This is a genomic window from Exiguobacterium sp. s123, assembly GCF_018617075.1.
Classification (GTDB): domain Bacteria; phylum Bacillota; class Bacilli; order Exiguobacteriales; family Exiguobacteriaceae; genus Exiguobacterium; species Exiguobacterium profundum.
This window is the reverse complement of record NZ_JACSJL010000007.1, coordinates 1-14,566: the sequence shown is the minus strand read 5'-3', so window position 1 is coordinate 14,566 and position 14,566 is coordinate 1. Positions and strand designations below refer to the sequence as shown.

Genomic DNA, 14,566 nt, shown 5'->3' with positions numbered 1-14,566 from the left:
TGGAATTAGTAGAGTAAGATTTTTTATCATTTTCTTTTTGAAGTGACGAATCTGTTTACGGTCTATATAGAAGATATATTCATTGTAAATGTCAACAACAGTTTAAAATTTATTTCTTAACATTAGGTTAAAAAGTTTTTTTATGTGTTACTCTTGAAAATTATCGAGATGGATCGGCTAGGTGCGGCCCTGTGTCTTTTCCTTATATAATATGAATCTCCCTGAATATTGAAAGTGGCCGCATGATGAAAAAGGAAGCCTAAAATTGAACTGCTCTCCGTCAAGTAGACAGTGGAAATAATAAAAAACGTTTAGACGGCTTCAGCCCTGAATTCTAATGGGCTGAGGCCGTTTAGTCGTTCTTGGAATCGGTCTTGATTATAGAAACGTATGTATTCGGTCACTACCTCGGTGAGATCTTAATAAGTACGGTATTTCTGAAGGCTATAACTCTCGCATTTGAGTGCACTGAAAAAGGATTCCATTGGTCCGTTGTCAATGCACCTTCCCACCCGGGACATGCTTTGGGTGATACCCGCTTCAACTGTCATTCGGCCGAAGGTCCTCGTGATATACTAGAACCTTCTGTCGCTATGGTGGAGTAGGGGCGTCGCGCCTGGGTCGTCCTGCAGGGTCTGATGAAGCGTTTCGAAGACGAGGCTGGTGTTGTTTGATCTCCCGATGACGTAAGAACGGATTAAACCGTCTGCGAATGTTCAGGGCCATTCGTCCGATACCCGTAGATGCCTCTGGTTTCTTGATGTATGCTTCGCAACTCTTCGAGAACCTGGCGATTCTCGATTTCACGTATGAACGGTTGATGCTTCAACCATCTGTAGTACCCTGCCCTCGAGACTCCGGCGATTTCACATAGTCGGGCCACCGAATGACCGCATTCGGAGTGAAGGCAGCGAATCGATTCATATTCATGCGAATACCTGATCTGGTTCAGTTTTGCCCCCTTTCGACCTCCTTCAATTCTTTAGGTAGTCGTTCTGTATACGGAGAAATTCATTCTCTTTCGCCAAGCGTCTCATCTCGACCTGAACGAGTTTTTCAGACGTGAGCGTGCCATCTTCGGTCGGTCGAGTAGGGCGTCTGACCCTCCATGGTCATATTTTTTCACCCATAGATAGAGCTGTTGGTACGAGACCCGATGGATTTCTGCGGTCTCACGAAAGCTCCGGTTCTGGCTGATGCAGTCGAGCGCTACTTCGAGTTTTTCATCAAACGTCGTCTTTCTTCATTTGGTATAGGTTTTCCAGGCTTGTGGTTTGATATCGGTCCGGAAGGTTCGTCGTTCCCGATTATAGCGAGCTCGTCAAGCGGTTGCCGACGATGATTTTGCCACGCTGGACAAAGACGGAAACACCTCCAATCGAAATCTGTGGAGCCGTTCAAGGCTCATCTCGTCGTCATGTGAAGTTACTGGCAAAAGACACGGAAGATGTCGATTGGCATGAGATTTTGTGCTGTCATGCCCGACATGTAATACGAGTAAAAATAATCGGTTAGCGAATATCGATTATCTTTACAATTTGGTAGAACGAAATCATGAACTGCGTACGGCAGAACACATGTCTACATACAAAGAATCGAAACTCATTCATTTGTATCACTTTGCCGTTCAAAATGGCTATGAAAACAATTGGGCTCCGAAGGCATGAAAAGAGTCGAACCTAATTAAACCGGTCCGACTTTTGTTTTAGTATTCACTATAGTTGAACAGCATAGACATCAGCACATCACTTTTAACTTTCACTTGAATATTTGTATGTTAGTTTCTAATACTCAGTTCTTTAGTTCTTAAAATTGTTATGATACTCATCGAGCTAATCCCGACCCCAAGCAATGCTATAATCGCTGTAAACATGCCGTTTGGAATCATAAAACCAACAGGCAACATTCCTAAAAAAGATATAGCGATTACTCCCTGGTATGCAATGTTTAGATATGAAATAATTGGATTTGAAAAGAACGACATGATGAGTGGTGGAATAAATAATACGACAACAATTCCCAGCGACATAAATAATGTCATTTGTATCTCCGGTGTCATTTCACCCAATCGATTGATTTGTAAAGTAATAATAAATAGAGCTAACCCCATCATCAATAGTACCCATAAGATTTTTTTGATCATTTAAAGTCCCCTTCGATTTTTAATTTTAACATTTAAACCCATTATATCCAAAATTAATCTTTATAAGTGCACAAATGCTTCATTACCATAATCCATGGAGAAAAAGAAATAAGTAATGCGTAGGTGTATAAACAGTGTCAAATAATTTAGAAACTTTAATTGTGTCAGGCCGGTTTAAAGAAGTAAAAGACATCTATCAAACTACTGATTTTGAAACATTTAAAAATGATTTATTAACTTTGGCGTATGATAATGAAAATCTGTCGAATTACTCCGTACTCGTCTATCTGTTATTGGACACAGAGGACGATAAATTACATGACTTAGCTTTTCAAGTCCTATCACAGCCCCTTTGCCACATTGAAGGGGCTTATACCTCTTCCTTATACCATGCTCAAAGAGCCGTGGATTTGACTGATGCTGCAGATGTGAAGCGCTTAGAGAACCTGTTATTTCTGAACATCGTCCCAGAAAAGATTGTAAGTGATGAACAAGCAAAGTCCATCGCGAAAAAAATTCTTGTTCTAGATCCGACAAATGAAGTTGCTAAAGACACATTATATTAAACCTAGAAAATCATTCGTTCGCTTAGACCAATGGTTTTCTTTAGTTCGTGTCACTGAATAAGGGAATAACCAACTAGTCTCATCTAATCCACTTAAGCCATCAATTGTATGAAAGACAATCTGCACACCATTTTCATCTCTACATTTCTCGACTGAATAAATCAAAAGGATATCTTCCTAATTTTGAATAAGTATGCAGAATCTAACCTTAAACCTGGGGGGCGAATGAATGAAAAGGATTTGTGATTGTGAAAATTTGAAAAGAATTACGATAGAGTCGGATGTGGGGGCGGACCCGACATGGTGTGCGACCTGTCGATACAATATAGAATTGAATGAGTTTACGATTTCTGACCAATTGAAGCGTGATTTCTATGAATGGGTTAGTCGATTCGGAGAATGGATTGACTGGGACACGGATACACTTGCTAAAGGATGGGAAATCAAGGTGGAGCAACATAATCGTGAAGGGGACTTACTTTCGGAGCGTTTGCAAGTAGCGCTTGGTGAAGCATATGAAATTGAATTCACGCCTATAACATACGATAATTTTACAAAATCCTGAACTTCACTAGAAACGGTGATTCCAAAAATTGTATGTTACACTAAGGGAAAACGTTTAGGGGTAAACAGATGACCATTCATTTTGCCAGGATGACGGGACCAGAAATCGCGAATTATGTGACTTGGTTGATTGACGATTATGCAAAAGATGTCGCGCGCAACTATCAACTTCCGTTGGTGTTGGCGCAAGAGGAATCGACTCAATTGATTCGGAATCTTTTCCCAGACAATCAACCCGAGGATGGACAGACGATTGTTCATGTGATGAACGGAGACACTCGTGTCGGGATTTTGTGGTATGCGTTTCAAGCTGAATCGAAACGCATCTTCATTTATCACATTTTGATTGAAGAGACGTACCGTGGGCAAGGGTATGCGACAGCGGTGTTTGAGAAACTTGAAAAAGTGGTCTCAGAAGAACTTGGCGCAACATCCATTGGACTAAGTGTATTCGGTACGAATCCAGACGCACAGCGATTATATAAACGACTCGGATTCCAAGAAGCGTCCATCGCCATGAACAAACAGTTATGAGAGGAGTCGATATGAAACGTTACTTGAAGTGGCTTTTGGTCGGATTTGGTGTGATTGTGATTGGGGTGGCGGGGTTGGTATTTGCCTTTTATCGGTCGATGCAACCAGATCCCGATGAGGAAGCAAAAGTGATGAAGATGGCTGAATCATATGTACTCGAGCGATTCAAAGATGCTGAAGTGACAGAGGACGTATTATTCGACAACATGGGAAACTTTCCGTTTGAGTATGCGGCGATTGCGGTGGATTCGGTGACGGGAACGGAATTTTATGTTTACGAGAATGAATCGACCGGAGAAATCGTTGATACGTTTCTCTCATCCAAATGGGAAGATGCGGTCACAGAGGTGATTGAAGATTCGATTGATACGGCGTTTGGTGCAGACATCACCTATATCGTCCTATATGACGAAGAAAGTATCCGACAACTCGATGTCTCCTCGGCAAATCCAATCGCCTATCAGACAGCCGACGTTTCGCCGACAATCTTATTGACGCTTCATCGGGAGCCGGAAGCCGATGACGAAGAGCGAGTTCGGACGTGGATGTCTGCGTTACAAGAGAACGACATCCTGAAGCGAGCCGAGATTCGTGTTGACTATACCGCTAAAAGCGGAGAACTTCTTGATGATGGTACTGGTTTAGATTTATCGTTTTAAAAAAGAATCCCACTCTCCAATCGGAAAGTGGGATTTGTTCAGTCAAACACTCGACTGATCCAGCGTTTGAAAAAGGGTTGGCCTGATTGTGTCACGCTATGATTGTCGAGCTCTACCTCTTCGATTGTCTCATTCGGAGACGTCAATTGAATCGTCATCTCGTCACCAAGCCCGGTCGTGACACCACTCTCAAATTGAAGATTTCTTGTCACATAAGCATTTGCGTATAGAAGTCCACCTTTTTCGTCCACTTGTACCTCCTGAATCGTATAGTGGAATTGCTCGACCCAATCCCGCTGACCGAGGAGGAGCCGGACGACGTCATCTTCGTGTGACAGTTTCGTTCGCTCGATATTCTCAAGAGGAGTATGCGCTTCAATCGCCTCTCGCTGCGCTTCTAAGATATCTTTGAAGTGATGTGTCGCAGCTTCTGTCGTCCATGCAGCGGAACCTGTCTTCGACTCAGTCGCATAATGGAAAAGAGCAAATCCAATCAAGGCGAATAACGCAAGGACACTTACTCGTTTGAACTGTTTCATTGTCGTGTTCCCTCCATATAAAAGTCGCATCGTAATGTAGTGTCATTTCAGACGATTCACGTGGATGATAGCTACATGCTAAAGGGTATATTTGGTTTAAAATCTTTTTTATGTAATATATTCTTAACATTTAGTAAAAAATAGTTTACACTGAACTTGAATACAATGAGGAGGCGATGGTGACGTTAAAAAATCAAATATTCCTCAGTCGTGCAAAGAAAGGCTGGACCCAGCAACAATTGGCTGATTCAGTCGGAGTAAGTCGTCAAACGATTATTGCACTTGAGAAAAACAAGTATAACCCGTCGCTCATCCTTGCGTTCAAAATTGCGGCGGTACTCGATGAAGAACTACCCGCATTATTTACATATGAGGAGGAGTGAAGATGGATCAAGTATTGCTGTATGGAATTCTTGTCTTGATTGTTGGTGTAATTGTCTCAGAACTTTATAAGGCGAACTTTGAACGAAAAATCGAATCACAAGACGAACGAGGGCGACAGATCGCCTTAAAAGTCAAATCGATTTCTTATTCGATGTTGTCAATCGGTGTCTATGTTGGTGTCGCCCTCGTCGCAGTTTTTCAAGTTTTCGATCAATATTATTTCATCTACTTTGTCATGCTTGTCTTTTTCATACAAAGCATCGGATCGTCAATTTATCTTGCTGTGATTCGCAGGACATGATTTATCGACCGGTGATTTGATCCAACCAATTCGCGATCAAGTCCGCGCTGCCATCTTGGAACATAAATATGGATACCCCGACCATCACAAGCCCGACTAAAATCAATCCACCTTGTTTCGCGCTACTTGCAATCCCTCGCACGATGAGGATAATTCCCAACCCAAGCAAAAGAAAGTACCAAAATCCCATGAATATCCCTCCTTTTTCTAATTATTCTCATTTTAGTATGAATCGGTCGAGCAGGCTCTACATACTTAGACTGATTTATCTTTTAAAAAAGAAGGGTACATTACCTCTATGCGAATAATTAGGGGAGTGACCATTATGCGGAAAACGATTGTCATTGCGGGGGCGAGCGGCTATATCGGCTCGAACGTGATGGAGCAGCTAAAAGAAGAGTACGACATCATCGCGTTATCGCGATCAACGAAAAATAAAGAAGATGAGGCCCATATCACATGGCGTGCCTGTGACTTATTTTCATATGAGGCAACCAAAGAAGCATGCGAGGGCGCGGATTACGCGATGTTCCTCGTGCACTCGATGATTCCGGACGGCGGCTTGACGCAAGCGACGTTCGAGGACATGGATGCGCTCATTGCGGACAACTTCGCCCGGGCGACGAAGGCGAACGACATCGAACAGATTGTCTATTTGAGCGGAATCATCCCGAAGCAAGAGAAGACGTTGTCGCGTCATTTGAAGAGTCGACTTGAGGTCGAACGCATCCTCGGCGGACAAGGAGTACCGGTAACGACGATTCGAGCTGGACTGATCATCGGTCCGGAAGGTTCGTCGTTCCCGATTTTAGCGAAGCTCGTCAAACGGTTGCCGACGATGATCTTGCCACGCTGGACGAAAACGGAGACACATCCAATCGACATCCGTGAAGCCGTTCAGGCGCTCATCTCGGTCGTCGGTGCCGAGTCGCTTTATGACCGTCATATCGACATCGGGGGTCCCGAGGTGATGACGTATCGGAAGATGATCGAACAGACAGCCGAAGTCATGGACAAGCGTCGCGTCTTGATCGACTTCCCGTTCCCGACAATCAAACTGTCGCGCCTGTGGGTCATGGCGGTCACGGGTGAACCGAAGGCGACCGTCTATCCGCTCGTCGAGAGCATGGGGCACGCGATGGTCGCGGAAGACACGGTCGAAGGTATCGGCCAGGGAGAGATTCCGTTCAAACAGGCGGTCGAACATGCGCTTGAGGAAGAAGAGAAGCAGTCCTCGGGCGGTAAGAAGAAAAAGCAACCGAAATCGTATACGGTCCGTTCGATTCAGCGGTTCGGTCTGCCGGAAGAAAAGTCGGCGCTTTGGATGGCGGACACGTACTTTGAATGGCTCGGTCGTTTTATGTATCCGCTCATTCAGACGACGAAAGAAGATGATGATTGGGAGATTGCGCTGCTCGATCCGTCGTTCGTCGCGCTTCATCTATCGCTTGAACAGGAAGCGACGGACGATATGGCATCCTTTGCGATTGACGGGGGCAAGTTCGTCAAGTTAAGTGAAGAGGATCAGACAGGGCGTCTCGAGTTTAGACGCTTACCGGAGTCGGATGAAGGACTCGTCGCCATCCATGAGTTCGTACCGGCCCTCCCGTGGTGGTTCTATACGAAGACACAGGCGAAAGCCCATCTCGTCGTCATGTGGTTATTCGGTCGTCATGTGAAGTTGCTGGCGAAAGACGCGGAAGATGGCGATCAAGTCGTAGAGGCTCCGACGAATTGAAGGGAGACGCATCGAAAGGTGCGTCTTTTTCTTTTGTACATTCTGTTAACGTTTTTCTCAATCCGTTTACAAGCCCTCTTTCCAGGCGTACACTAAACTCGCTTTTGAACTGATTGGAAAGAAGGAATGTATGATGCAAGACTCACTCTCCACGCGTGAGATGTGGCAAAAGGACATCTCGGCCGGGATCACGGTCGGTGTCGTCGCCATCCCGCTCGCCATGGCATTCGCCATCGCCTCAGGCGTCCCGCCGGTGTATGGGCTCTACACGTCCATCTTCGCAGGAATCCTCGTCAGCCTGTTCGGAGGTTCGACGTTCCAGATTGCCGGACCGACGGGAGCGTTCATCCCGATCGTCTCGGGTGTCGTCCTCGCATACGGATATAAGGGATTGCTCGTCACGACCGTTCTCGCCGGAATGTTGCTGCTCCTCATGAGCGTGCTCCGGGTCGGACGGCTCATCCGGTTTATGCCCCGGGCCGTCACGATTGGCTTCACGGCTGGGATTGCCGTCGTCATCTTCGTCGACCAGCTCGATGAGTTGTTAGGGGTCACGTTTGAGAAGGCGCCACATTTTCACGAGAACTTGCTTCGCCTCGGTCAGGCGTTGCCCGAAGCGAGTCCTTGGCCGATCGTCATTGCCGGAATCGGCTTTTTGACGCTTTGGCTCGTCCCGAAGCTGCCGTTCCGTTTACCCCTTTTACTCATGGCGATGCTCGTCCCGACGTTTGTCAGTGTCCTCATCCCGGGTGAGGTCGCGACGATCGGAAGTGCCTACGGCGGCATCCCGAGCGGACTGCCAGAATTCAACTGGCTCACAATCGACCTAAACTTGATCACAACGCTCCTTCCGTCCGCGTTCGCCATCGCCTTCCTTGGCGCACTCGAATCACTTTTATCGGGAACGGTCGCTGATGGGATGGCGGGGACGAAGATGAAGCCGGACAAGGAACTGTTCGGGCAAGGTCTCGCGAACGTGATCACACCGTTCTTCGGTGGGATCCCGTCGACAGGTGCCATCGCCCGGACGGCGACAAACATTCAGGCGGGAGCGGTCAGCCGACGTGCCGGTGTCATCCACGGACTCACGGTCCTCATCGCAGTGCTCGTCCTCGCGCCGTTCGCGAGTTACGTGCCACTCGCCGCACTCGCTCCGATCTTGATGCGGGTCGCCTGGAACATGTCCGAACGTCATCACGTGATGGTGATGTTGCGTCATCGTTCATCCGAGTCGCTCGTCCTTCTCGTCACGCTACTGTTGACGGTATTCGTCGACTTGGTCGTCGCCGTCGAGGTCGGCGTCATCTGTGCGCTCGCACTCTTCGCGAAACGAATGGCTGATACGATCGATGTGCGTGAACGGACAGAACGGTACGTCACGCGAGACGGCCAAATCGTCTTCAGTGTCGAAGGTCCGCTCTTCTTCGGTGCGGTCGAGTTGTTCGAGCACGTCCTCCATCACATCCATCGGGAACCGAACGTGTTCATCTTCAACTTCCATCGTTGTCCCGTCATCGACGTGACCGCGGTCGAAGAGTTGCGGCGTGTCGTCACCGAGCTGAAAGCAGCCGACCGGCATGTCATCTTCGCACATCTGTCGCCATCGGTCCGCGCGACGCTTACTCACTATGGTCTGCTTGACGGGATCGAGACGTTCGAGACGACCCAGGAAGCGATCGAGGCGTCTTAACGAACGGACAAGATATCGCCAAACGGGACGCGCCGCACCTCGCCGTCGAACAGCTCGACTTCGCGCTCGGCATAATAGATGGCGTGGACGTAGCCGCGCATGCTTGTCGTCAAGCCGTCTACGAACAAGGTCACCTCGACTTGGTCGCCTTCACGGATGGCTCGTTCGAGCTCGGTCTGCCAAATATAGAGGAGCTGTTCGTCCAAGTCGGGCAGTTCGATCTTTTGGATTTGGGCATAATAACGTTTCAGTAGGGCGACGTGCTCGGGCATGAGAAATGGGATCCATTTCAACTCACCCCGGTCACGATAGCGGGTCTTGCTCATGAGGAATCGCCTCCTTGTTTATGTCCGCCGATTAGACGTTGGCGCGTCCGGAGCGGACTGTCTTTTAGTAGGCTCGACGCCGGTCGGATCGTGCCGCGACCGAACCGGACGTTCAGGCCGTCAATCAAATCGAGGAAGTCGAGCCGTTTCGCTTTCGCCCATTCGTCTTCGAAGAACGATAACTGGACGTGATCGCTCCGTGGCTCGAGCTTGCCGAGAGCGACCGAGACGTAACGGACGGCCTCCGTCTCTTCCCAGCCGTCTAAAAATAGCTGCAATAAGATCGGGAGAAACTCTTGCTCGTCCGCTGTGAAGCGGGGGAGCTTCTTTTGTTTACTGAAGCCAGCCCGATCGCTCGTCCGCGTATAGCGCACCCCGAGATGGATCGTCCCTCCGACGAGTCCCGCTTGCCTGGTTCGCATGCCGACTTCGACCGCGATCGCTTGTAAGACGAGCCGGATTGCGGAATACGTCGTGTAATCTTTCATGAGAGTGATACCGTGTCCGATCGACTTCGGTCGCGTCCGTTTCGCACCGAACAAAGAGCTCGCCGGCAGGATGGTCGGCGACTCGTCGATGCCCCAAGCGTGATGCCAAAGTTCTGCACCGATGACACCGAACTTTTCATGAAGGGATTCGAGCGGATAACGGGCCAAATCCCCGATCGTCCAGATGCCGAGCCGCTGCAGGTGGACCGCCATTTTCGTGCCGACACCCCACATCTTCTCGATCGGAGCCGGATGGATGAGCCGTTCGACGTCTTGGAGAAGGCACGTGGCGACACCTTCCTTTTTTGCATGCAAATCGAGGACGAGCTTGGCGAGGACGTTGTTCGGTCCGATGCCGATGGTGACGGGAATCCCTGTATAGCGAAAAATCGTCGCACGCATGAGGTGGGCGACGTGCTCGTCACTCCCGAACAGCCGCTCCGTCCCGCTCATATCGACGAGCGTCTCGTCAATCGAATAGACACGAATCGCCTCGGGCGGGGCGAACTGATGGAGGATATGGATGATTTGGATGGAGACGTTCAAGTAATGACTCATCCGCGCCTCGGCATATAAAACGTCCCGTCGTTCGTGCCACGGGAGGCGGTCGATGTGGAAACGACGTGACCCGGTCTTGATTCCGAGCTGCTTCATCTTCGGGGTCGCCGCGAGGACGAGTGCCCCGCTGTCCTGGAGGTTCGAGAGGACGACGAGCTTTGTCTTGTAAGGATTTTTGTTGCGCGCGGCACACTCGCAACTGGCATAGAACGAGACGCTGTCGATACAAAAGATTCGTCTGCGCATCGTTACCACTCCTTTTTACGAACAAATGTTCTGTTTTTTTCATCGTAACACGGTCTCACGTCATCTCAAATAGTGAATTGAAAATATTTTTACAAATACTTTTTGAAAATTAACCAAAATTTATAGGTTTTCACGTGTCTAAAAACCAACTTTTAGGAAGTTTTCGTAAAAAAGTCTCCGAATTGGTTCGATTTTCGTTATAATAGACGAGTATGTAAGTGATGAATTGATAGAAAGATGGAGGCTATTAGTGTGATCCAATTTGTAAAACAGTTAACGAATGATCAAAGCCGGCGTTTGAAAGCGTACGAACGACGGGTCGCGCGTATTAATGAATTAGAGACAACGATGAAAGCCCTCTCGGATGACGAGATGCGTACATATACGGAGACGCTCAAAGCACGTCTTTTGGATGGAAAGAAAGTGGATGACATCGCGGAAGAAGGATTCGCTCTCGTCCGCGAAGCGTCAGTCCGTGTGCTCGGCATGCGTCACTATGACGTGCAGCTCATCGGTGGGTTCGCCCTCCTCGAAGGGAACATCTCGGAGATGCCAACGGGAGAAGGGAAGACGCTCGTCGCCGCTTTGCCGAGTTACGTCAAGGCGCTTGAAGGAAAAGGCGTCCACGTCATCACGGTGAACGATTATTTGGCGAGACGTGACGCAGAACAAATTGGGAAGATCCATGACTTCCTCGGGTTGACGGTCGGTTTGAACGTCCCTGACATCGAAGCGGACGAGAAGCGTTCCGCATATCAGGCGGATATCACGTATGGGGTCGGGACAGAGTTCGGGTTCGACTACTTGCGTGACAACCTTGTCCATAAGCCGGAAGAACGGGTCCAACGTCCTTTCCATTTCGCCATCGTCGATGAAGTCGACAGCATCTTGATCGATGAGGCGAAGACGCCGCTCATCATCGCGCAGAAGGACCGGTCACATATCCGGTTGAAACAGTTGGCACAACAGATCATTTCTGAGTTCGAGGAGACCGACTACGAGGTCGACCTCGAGTCGAAATCTGCGACGTTCACGGAAGAAGGAATCGTCAAGATTGAAGAGCTGTTCGCCATCGACAACCTGTTCAGCGCCTCACACCAGGTGCTCTATCACTATCTCGTCCAGGCGCTCCGTGCGAACGTCTTGTTTGAGCTTGACGTCGACTATATCGTCCGAGAAGACAAGATTGAACTCATCGACTTGTTCACAGGACGCATCATGGAAGGACGAAGCCTGTCGGAAGGGTTGCATCAGGCGCTCGAGGCGAAAGAAGGCGTCACCATCACCGAAGAGAACAAGACGACGGCGGAGATTACGATTCAGCACTATTTCCGCATGTATCCGCTCGTTGGGGGGATGACGGGGACGGCCCAGACGTCGCGCCAAGAGTTCTTGAAGACGTACAACATGGACGTCGTCCAAGTGCCGACGAACCGCAAACGTCAGCGTGTCGACCATCCGGACCGCATCTTCATGACGACCGAGCAAAAGTATGCGGCGGTCACTGAGAAAGTGGCAGAACTGCATGCGACGGGACGTCCAATCTTGATCGGGACGACCTCAATCGCACAATCGGAAGCCATCAGCAAGCACTTGAAGAAGAAGCGGATCGAGCATGACGTGTTGAACGCGAAGACGGTCGCTCAGGAAGCCGACATCATCGCGGACGCCGGTCAATTCGGCAAAGTGACGATTGCGACGAACATGGCCGGACGTGGGACAGACATCACGCTCGACGCAAAAGCGAAGGAAGCGGGCGGTCTCTTCGTCATCGGGACGGAGCGCCACGAGTCAAAACGTGTCGACAACCAGCTCCGCGGTCGTTCGGGACGTCAAGGCGACCCGGGTGCGACCGAGTTCTTCGTCTCGCTCGAAGATGAGATCGTGAAACGTTATGCGGCGCAGAAACTAGAACGCGTGGAGAAAAAATTAAAGCCGAGCGCGACAGGTGAGGTCTCGTCGAAAGATGCGATCGAGATCATCGAATATGCGCAGACGACGATCGAAGGACTCGGCGTCTCGATTCGGGACTACTTGTTCAAACTCGATGACGTCTTGAACGAGCAACGCAATATCATCTATACGATTCGTAACCAGGCCGTCAACGCCGATGCGGATGCCATCACGAAAAACGTCCTCGGCATGATGCGTCTCGCCCTCGAGAACAGCATCGACATGCATGTGTCGGATGAACTCGTACCTGAGGAATGGCCGATTGATGAGTTGAAAGAAGACTTGCGCTACTTGACGATGCAGGAGCCGACATGGTCAAAAGACATCGCCGATACGCGTGAACTGAAGGATGCTTTAAACGACTGGATGGAGGCGATCATCGCTGCGACGGCGTCGCGCCTCGAACAGGACGACATCGTCCTCTTCGCCAAAGAGTCGCTTCTCCGCGCCGTCGACATGAAGTGGACGGACCATTTGACGACGATGAGCGGATTGAAAGAAGGGATCGGGCTTCGCAGCTACGGTCAGGAAGACCCGAGCCGTCAGTTCGGAAAAGAAGGACTAGAAATCTTCGAACAGACGTATATCAATATCGCACGGGATGTCACGACGGAACTATGCCAGCTCGACCGTTATTTCGCTGAGATGGCAGAGGAGGAAGTATAATGTTAGGATTTCGTAAACGTAAACAGATTGAGACAGGAAATAAAGAGGAAGGGCGCCAATTGACGCTCGTCATCGACGACGCGATGGGGATCCCGAAAGAGGACGAGTACGTCTTCCGTTATCATGCGAAACGACTTCCACCACTTCTCGATAATCAGCTCTCGATTGAGTTGTTGAATGTCGAGTCAATCGGGCATGACTTGTCGATCGTGGCGTTGTTCCGCAACACGCTTCCGAGCTCGTTCGAGATCAACGACTTACCGGTCCTTTTGCTAGACGCGAATAACGTCCCAATCGGACGGAAGGTCCTCGGACGTTCTGAATTGCCGAGCTTTGAGGCGTGGACGAGCAAACCGGTCTATTTAGACTTCTTCTTGGATGAGATGTTCGGGGAAGTGGAGTCGTACGACTCGCTCCGACTCGTCTTCCAAATGAACCCGATTGACCCGCTTCAGCCCGTGTCACCGGAAGAAGAAGCGAAGTTCTCGAAGGTTGCATGGCAACAGCTCATGCGGACGAACATCTCGACGCCGCCAGTCGGGGAGAACGAGTTCAACTTGATGCTCGTATCGGTGGAGAAGGAAGAGACGGACGTCACGGCGACGATTCTCCTTCGCAACGGATACGACCGCCATTTGAACGTCGAGAAGCTCCCGCTTGAACTCGTGAGTGGGGAGGACGTGGTCGGCTTTACGATGATTCGTCTTGAAGAGCCAGTTCACGGGAAACATGCGTACCCGGTATCGGTCACATTTGAAGAAATTGAAGGCGATGGACCGTTCACTGTTCGCATCAAACAATAATAGGCAAATAGACCTAATTTTGTAAAGGAAATTAGGTCTATTTCTATACAAAAATTTAACTAAATCAGGCGAGAATTCTCCCTCCTCCAAGCGTCTCGGGGCGAAGCCTAGCGTAGGTGGGAGATGAATCGCCCAGTCCAAACGTCTTTTCCCCCTGTGACAGATGTGACGAACAAAAGTTCGTGATTCCGTCAGATTCTCCCTCCCCTTCCGCGGGTATCGGACGAGGAGGACACATCACGATCTTCTGGAGGGAGGAGGGACGGACATGCTGAAAGGCTATAAATACAGGCTCCACCCGACGCCGGCACAGGCCGAGTTCCTCATCTTCAACATTTGCCGAGTCTCTGGACACGATCCTATTTCGTCTCCACCGCTGGAAATGTATCGAGCGAAACGATTAAACGT

General features: G+C 49.4%; 16 protein-coding genes and 2 pseudogenes. 11 read left to right on the top strand and 7 right to left on the bottom strand.

Going from position 1 to position 14,566, the window contains the following annotated elements:
• Positions 1-311: 311 nt before the first annotated feature.
• The 3 genes and pseudogenes from KNO72_RS15905 to KNO72_RS12180 all read right to left on the bottom strand — a co-directional run bounded on the left by KNO72_RS15905 (position 312) and on the right by KNO72_RS12180 (position 2,143).
• Entirely contained in the window at positions 312-404 is a 93-nt protein-coding gene (locus KNO72_RS15905; RefSeq protein WP_214758306.1) for an IS3 family transposase, read from the bottom strand.
• A 629-nt stretch (positions 405-1,033) separates the two neighbouring features.
• Positions 1,034-1,216 (bottom strand): annotated as a pseudogene (locus KNO72_RS15900) (helix-turn-helix domain-containing protein); the annotation flags it as partial.
• Positions 1,217-1,777: 561 nt separating this feature from the next.
• Complete coding sequence (locus KNO72_RS12180; RefSeq protein WP_214758304.1) at positions 1,778-2,143, bottom strand: hypothetical protein; 366 nt, start codon at positions 2,141-2,143, stop codon at positions 1,778-1,780.
• Positions 2,144-2,277: 134 nt separating this feature from the next.
• On the opposite strand from KNO72_RS12180, the gene KNO72_RS12175 reads away from it, so the two are divergent.
• From KNO72_RS12175 to KNO72_RS12160, 4 genes are all read left to right on the top strand, one after another.
• Positions 2,278-2,709 carry a hypothetical protein gene (locus KNO72_RS12175; protein ID WP_214758302.1) on the top strand — a complete coding sequence of 144 codons (432 nt, stop codon included), beginning with the start codon at positions 2,278-2,280 and terminating at the stop codon, positions 2,707-2,709.
• Between the two features lie 229 nt (positions 2,710-2,938).
• The gene (locus KNO72_RS12170; RefSeq protein ID WP_078147293.1) at positions 2,939-3,274 is read left to right on the top strand and encodes a hypothetical protein; all 336 of its coding nucleotides are present in this window, start codon (positions 2,939-2,941) and stop codon (positions 3,272-3,274) included.
• Positions 3,275-3,342: 68 nt separating this feature from the next.
• A complete protein-coding gene (locus KNO72_RS12165; protein WP_078147292.1) occupies positions 3,343-3,807 on the top strand; it encodes a GNAT family N-acetyltransferase in 465 nt (154 codons plus the stop codon).
• An 11-nt stretch (positions 3,808-3,818) separates the two neighbouring features.
• On the top strand, positions 3,819-4,466 hold the full coding sequence (locus tag KNO72_RS12160) for a hypothetical protein (protein ID WP_214758300.1): 648 nt from the start codon (positions 3,819-3,821) through the stop codon (positions 4,464-4,466).
• Between the two features lie 38 nt (positions 4,467-4,504).
• Here the strand turns inward: KNO72_RS12160 and KNO72_RS12155 are convergent, their stop codons facing one another.
• Complete coding sequence (locus KNO72_RS12155) at positions 4,505-5,005, bottom strand: hypothetical protein (RefSeq protein ID WP_214758299.1); 501 nt, start codon at positions 5,003-5,005, stop codon at positions 4,505-4,507.
• Positions 5,006-5,181: 176 nt separating this feature from the next.
• Here KNO72_RS12155 and KNO72_RS12150 point away from each other — a divergent pair, with 176 nt between their 5' ends.
• Positions 5,182-5,388 carry a helix-turn-helix transcriptional regulator gene (locus KNO72_RS12150; RefSeq protein WP_012726890.1) on the top strand — a complete coding sequence of 69 codons (207 nt, stop codon included), beginning with the start codon at positions 5,182-5,184 and terminating at the stop codon, positions 5,386-5,388.
• A gap of 2 nt (positions 5,389-5,390) precedes the next feature.
• Positions 5,391-5,690: a hypothetical protein gene (locus tag KNO72_RS12145; RefSeq protein WP_214758297.1), complete on the top strand. Its 300-nt coding sequence runs from the start codon at positions 5,391-5,393 to the stop codon at positions 5,688-5,690.
• A 1-nt stretch (position 5,691) separates the two neighbouring features.
• Here the strand turns inward: KNO72_RS12145 and KNO72_RS12140 are convergent, their stop codons facing one another.
• Positions 5,692-5,880, bottom strand: coding sequence for a hypothetical protein (locus tag KNO72_RS12140; RefSeq protein WP_214758295.1), 189 nt, complete (start codon positions 5,878-5,880; stop codon positions 5,692-5,694).
• 135 nt (positions 5,881-6,015) lie between these two features.
• Between KNO72_RS12140 and KNO72_RS12135 the strand changes: the two genes are divergently transcribed.
• Complete coding sequence (locus tag KNO72_RS12135) at positions 6,016-7,428, top strand: NAD-dependent epimerase/dehydratase family protein (protein WP_214683886.1); 1,413 nt, start codon at positions 6,016-6,018, stop codon at positions 7,426-7,428.
• A gap of 133 nt (positions 7,429-7,561) precedes the next feature.
• Positions 7,562-9,118, top strand: a complete 1,557-nt coding sequence (locus KNO72_RS12130; protein WP_251028344.1) for a SulP family inorganic anion transporter — start codon at positions 7,562-7,564, stop codon at positions 9,116-9,118.
• Here KNO72_RS12130 and KNO72_RS12125 read toward each other — a convergent pair.
• Both KNO72_RS12125 and KNO72_RS12120 read right to left on the bottom strand, forming a co-directional pair.
• Complete coding sequence (locus tag KNO72_RS12125; protein ID WP_214758291.1) at positions 9,115-9,444, bottom strand: YolD-like family protein; 330 nt, start codon at positions 9,442-9,444, stop codon at positions 9,115-9,117. The genes KNO72_RS12130 and KNO72_RS12125 overlap by 4 nt on opposite strands.
• The gene (locus KNO72_RS12120; RefSeq protein WP_214758289.1) at positions 9,441-10,736 is read right to left on the bottom strand and encodes a Y-family DNA polymerase; all 1,296 of its coding nucleotides are present in this window, start codon (positions 10,734-10,736) and stop codon (positions 9,441-9,443) included. Before KNO72_RS12120 ends, KNO72_RS12125 begins: the two co-directional genes overlap by 4 nt.
• Positions 10,737-10,988: 252 nt before the next feature.
• On the opposite strand from KNO72_RS12120, the gene secA2 reads away from it, so the two are divergent.
• The 3 genes and pseudogenes from secA2 to KNO72_RS12105 form a co-directional block, all read left to right on the top strand.
• A complete protein-coding gene (gene secA2 / locus KNO72_RS12115) occupies positions 10,989-13,355 on the top strand; it encodes an accessory Sec system translocase SecA2 (protein WP_214758287.1) in 2,367 nt (788 codons plus the stop codon).
• Positions 13,355-14,158: an SLAP domain-containing protein gene (locus tag KNO72_RS12110; protein WP_214758285.1), complete on the top strand. Its 804-nt coding sequence runs from the start codon at positions 13,355-13,357 to the stop codon at positions 14,156-14,158. Before secA2 ends, KNO72_RS12110 begins: the two co-directional genes overlap by 1 nt.
• A gap of 321 nt (positions 14,159-14,479) precedes the next feature.
• Positions 14,480-14,566: pseudogene (locus tag KNO72_RS12105) on the top strand (IS200/IS605 family transposase); the annotation flags it as partial.

Excerpts from the sequence above, each read along its gene's own strand:
- KNO72_RS12180 (WP_214758304.1), bottom strand. The coding sequence starts at position 2,143 with ATGATCAAAAAAATCTTATGGGTACTATTGATGATGGGGTTAGCTCTA.
- KNO72_RS12170 (WP_078147293.1), top strand. The coding sequence starts at position 2,939 with ATGAAAAGGATTTGTGATTGTGAAAATTTGAAAAGAATTACGATAGAG.
- KNO72_RS12165 (WP_078147292.1), top strand. The coding sequence starts at position 3,343 with ATGACCATTCATTTTGCCAGGATGACGGGACCAGAAATCGCGAATTAT.
- KNO72_RS12160 (WP_214758300.1), top strand. The coding sequence starts at position 3,819 with ATGAAACGTTACTTGAAGTGGCTTTTGGTCGGATTTGGTGTGATTGTG.
- KNO72_RS12155 (WP_214758299.1), bottom strand. The coding sequence starts at position 5,005 with ATGAAACAGTTCAAACGAGTAAGTGTCCTTGCGTTATTCGCCTTGATT.
- KNO72_RS12150 (WP_012726890.1), top strand. The coding sequence starts at position 5,182 with ATGGTGACGTTAAAAAATCAAATATTCCTCAGTCGTGCAAAGAAAGGC.
- KNO72_RS12145 (WP_214758297.1), top strand. The coding sequence starts at position 5,391 with ATGGATCAAGTATTGCTGTATGGAATTCTTGTCTTGATTGTTGGTGTA.
- KNO72_RS12140 (WP_214758295.1), bottom strand. The coding sequence starts at position 5,880 with ATGGGATTTTGGTACTTTCTTTTGCTTGGGTTGGGAATTATCCTCATC.
- KNO72_RS12135 (WP_214683886.1), top strand. The coding sequence starts at position 6,016 with ATGCGGAAAACGATTGTCATTGCGGGGGCGAGCGGCTATATCGGCTCG.
- KNO72_RS12130 (WP_251028344.1), top strand. The coding sequence starts at position 7,562 with ATGCAAGACTCACTCTCCACGCGTGAGATGTGGCAAAAGGACATCTCG.
- KNO72_RS12125 (WP_214758291.1), bottom strand. The coding sequence starts at position 9,444 with ATGAGCAAGACCCGCTATCGTGACCGGGGTGAGTTGAAATGGATCCCA.
- KNO72_RS12120 (WP_214758289.1), bottom strand. The coding sequence starts at position 10,736 with ATGCGCAGACGAATCTTTTGTATCGACAGCGTCTCGTTCTATGCCAGT.
- KNO72_RS12110 (WP_214758285.1), top strand. The coding sequence starts at position 13,355 with ATGTTAGGATTTCGTAAACGTAAACAGATTGAGACAGGAAATAAAGAG.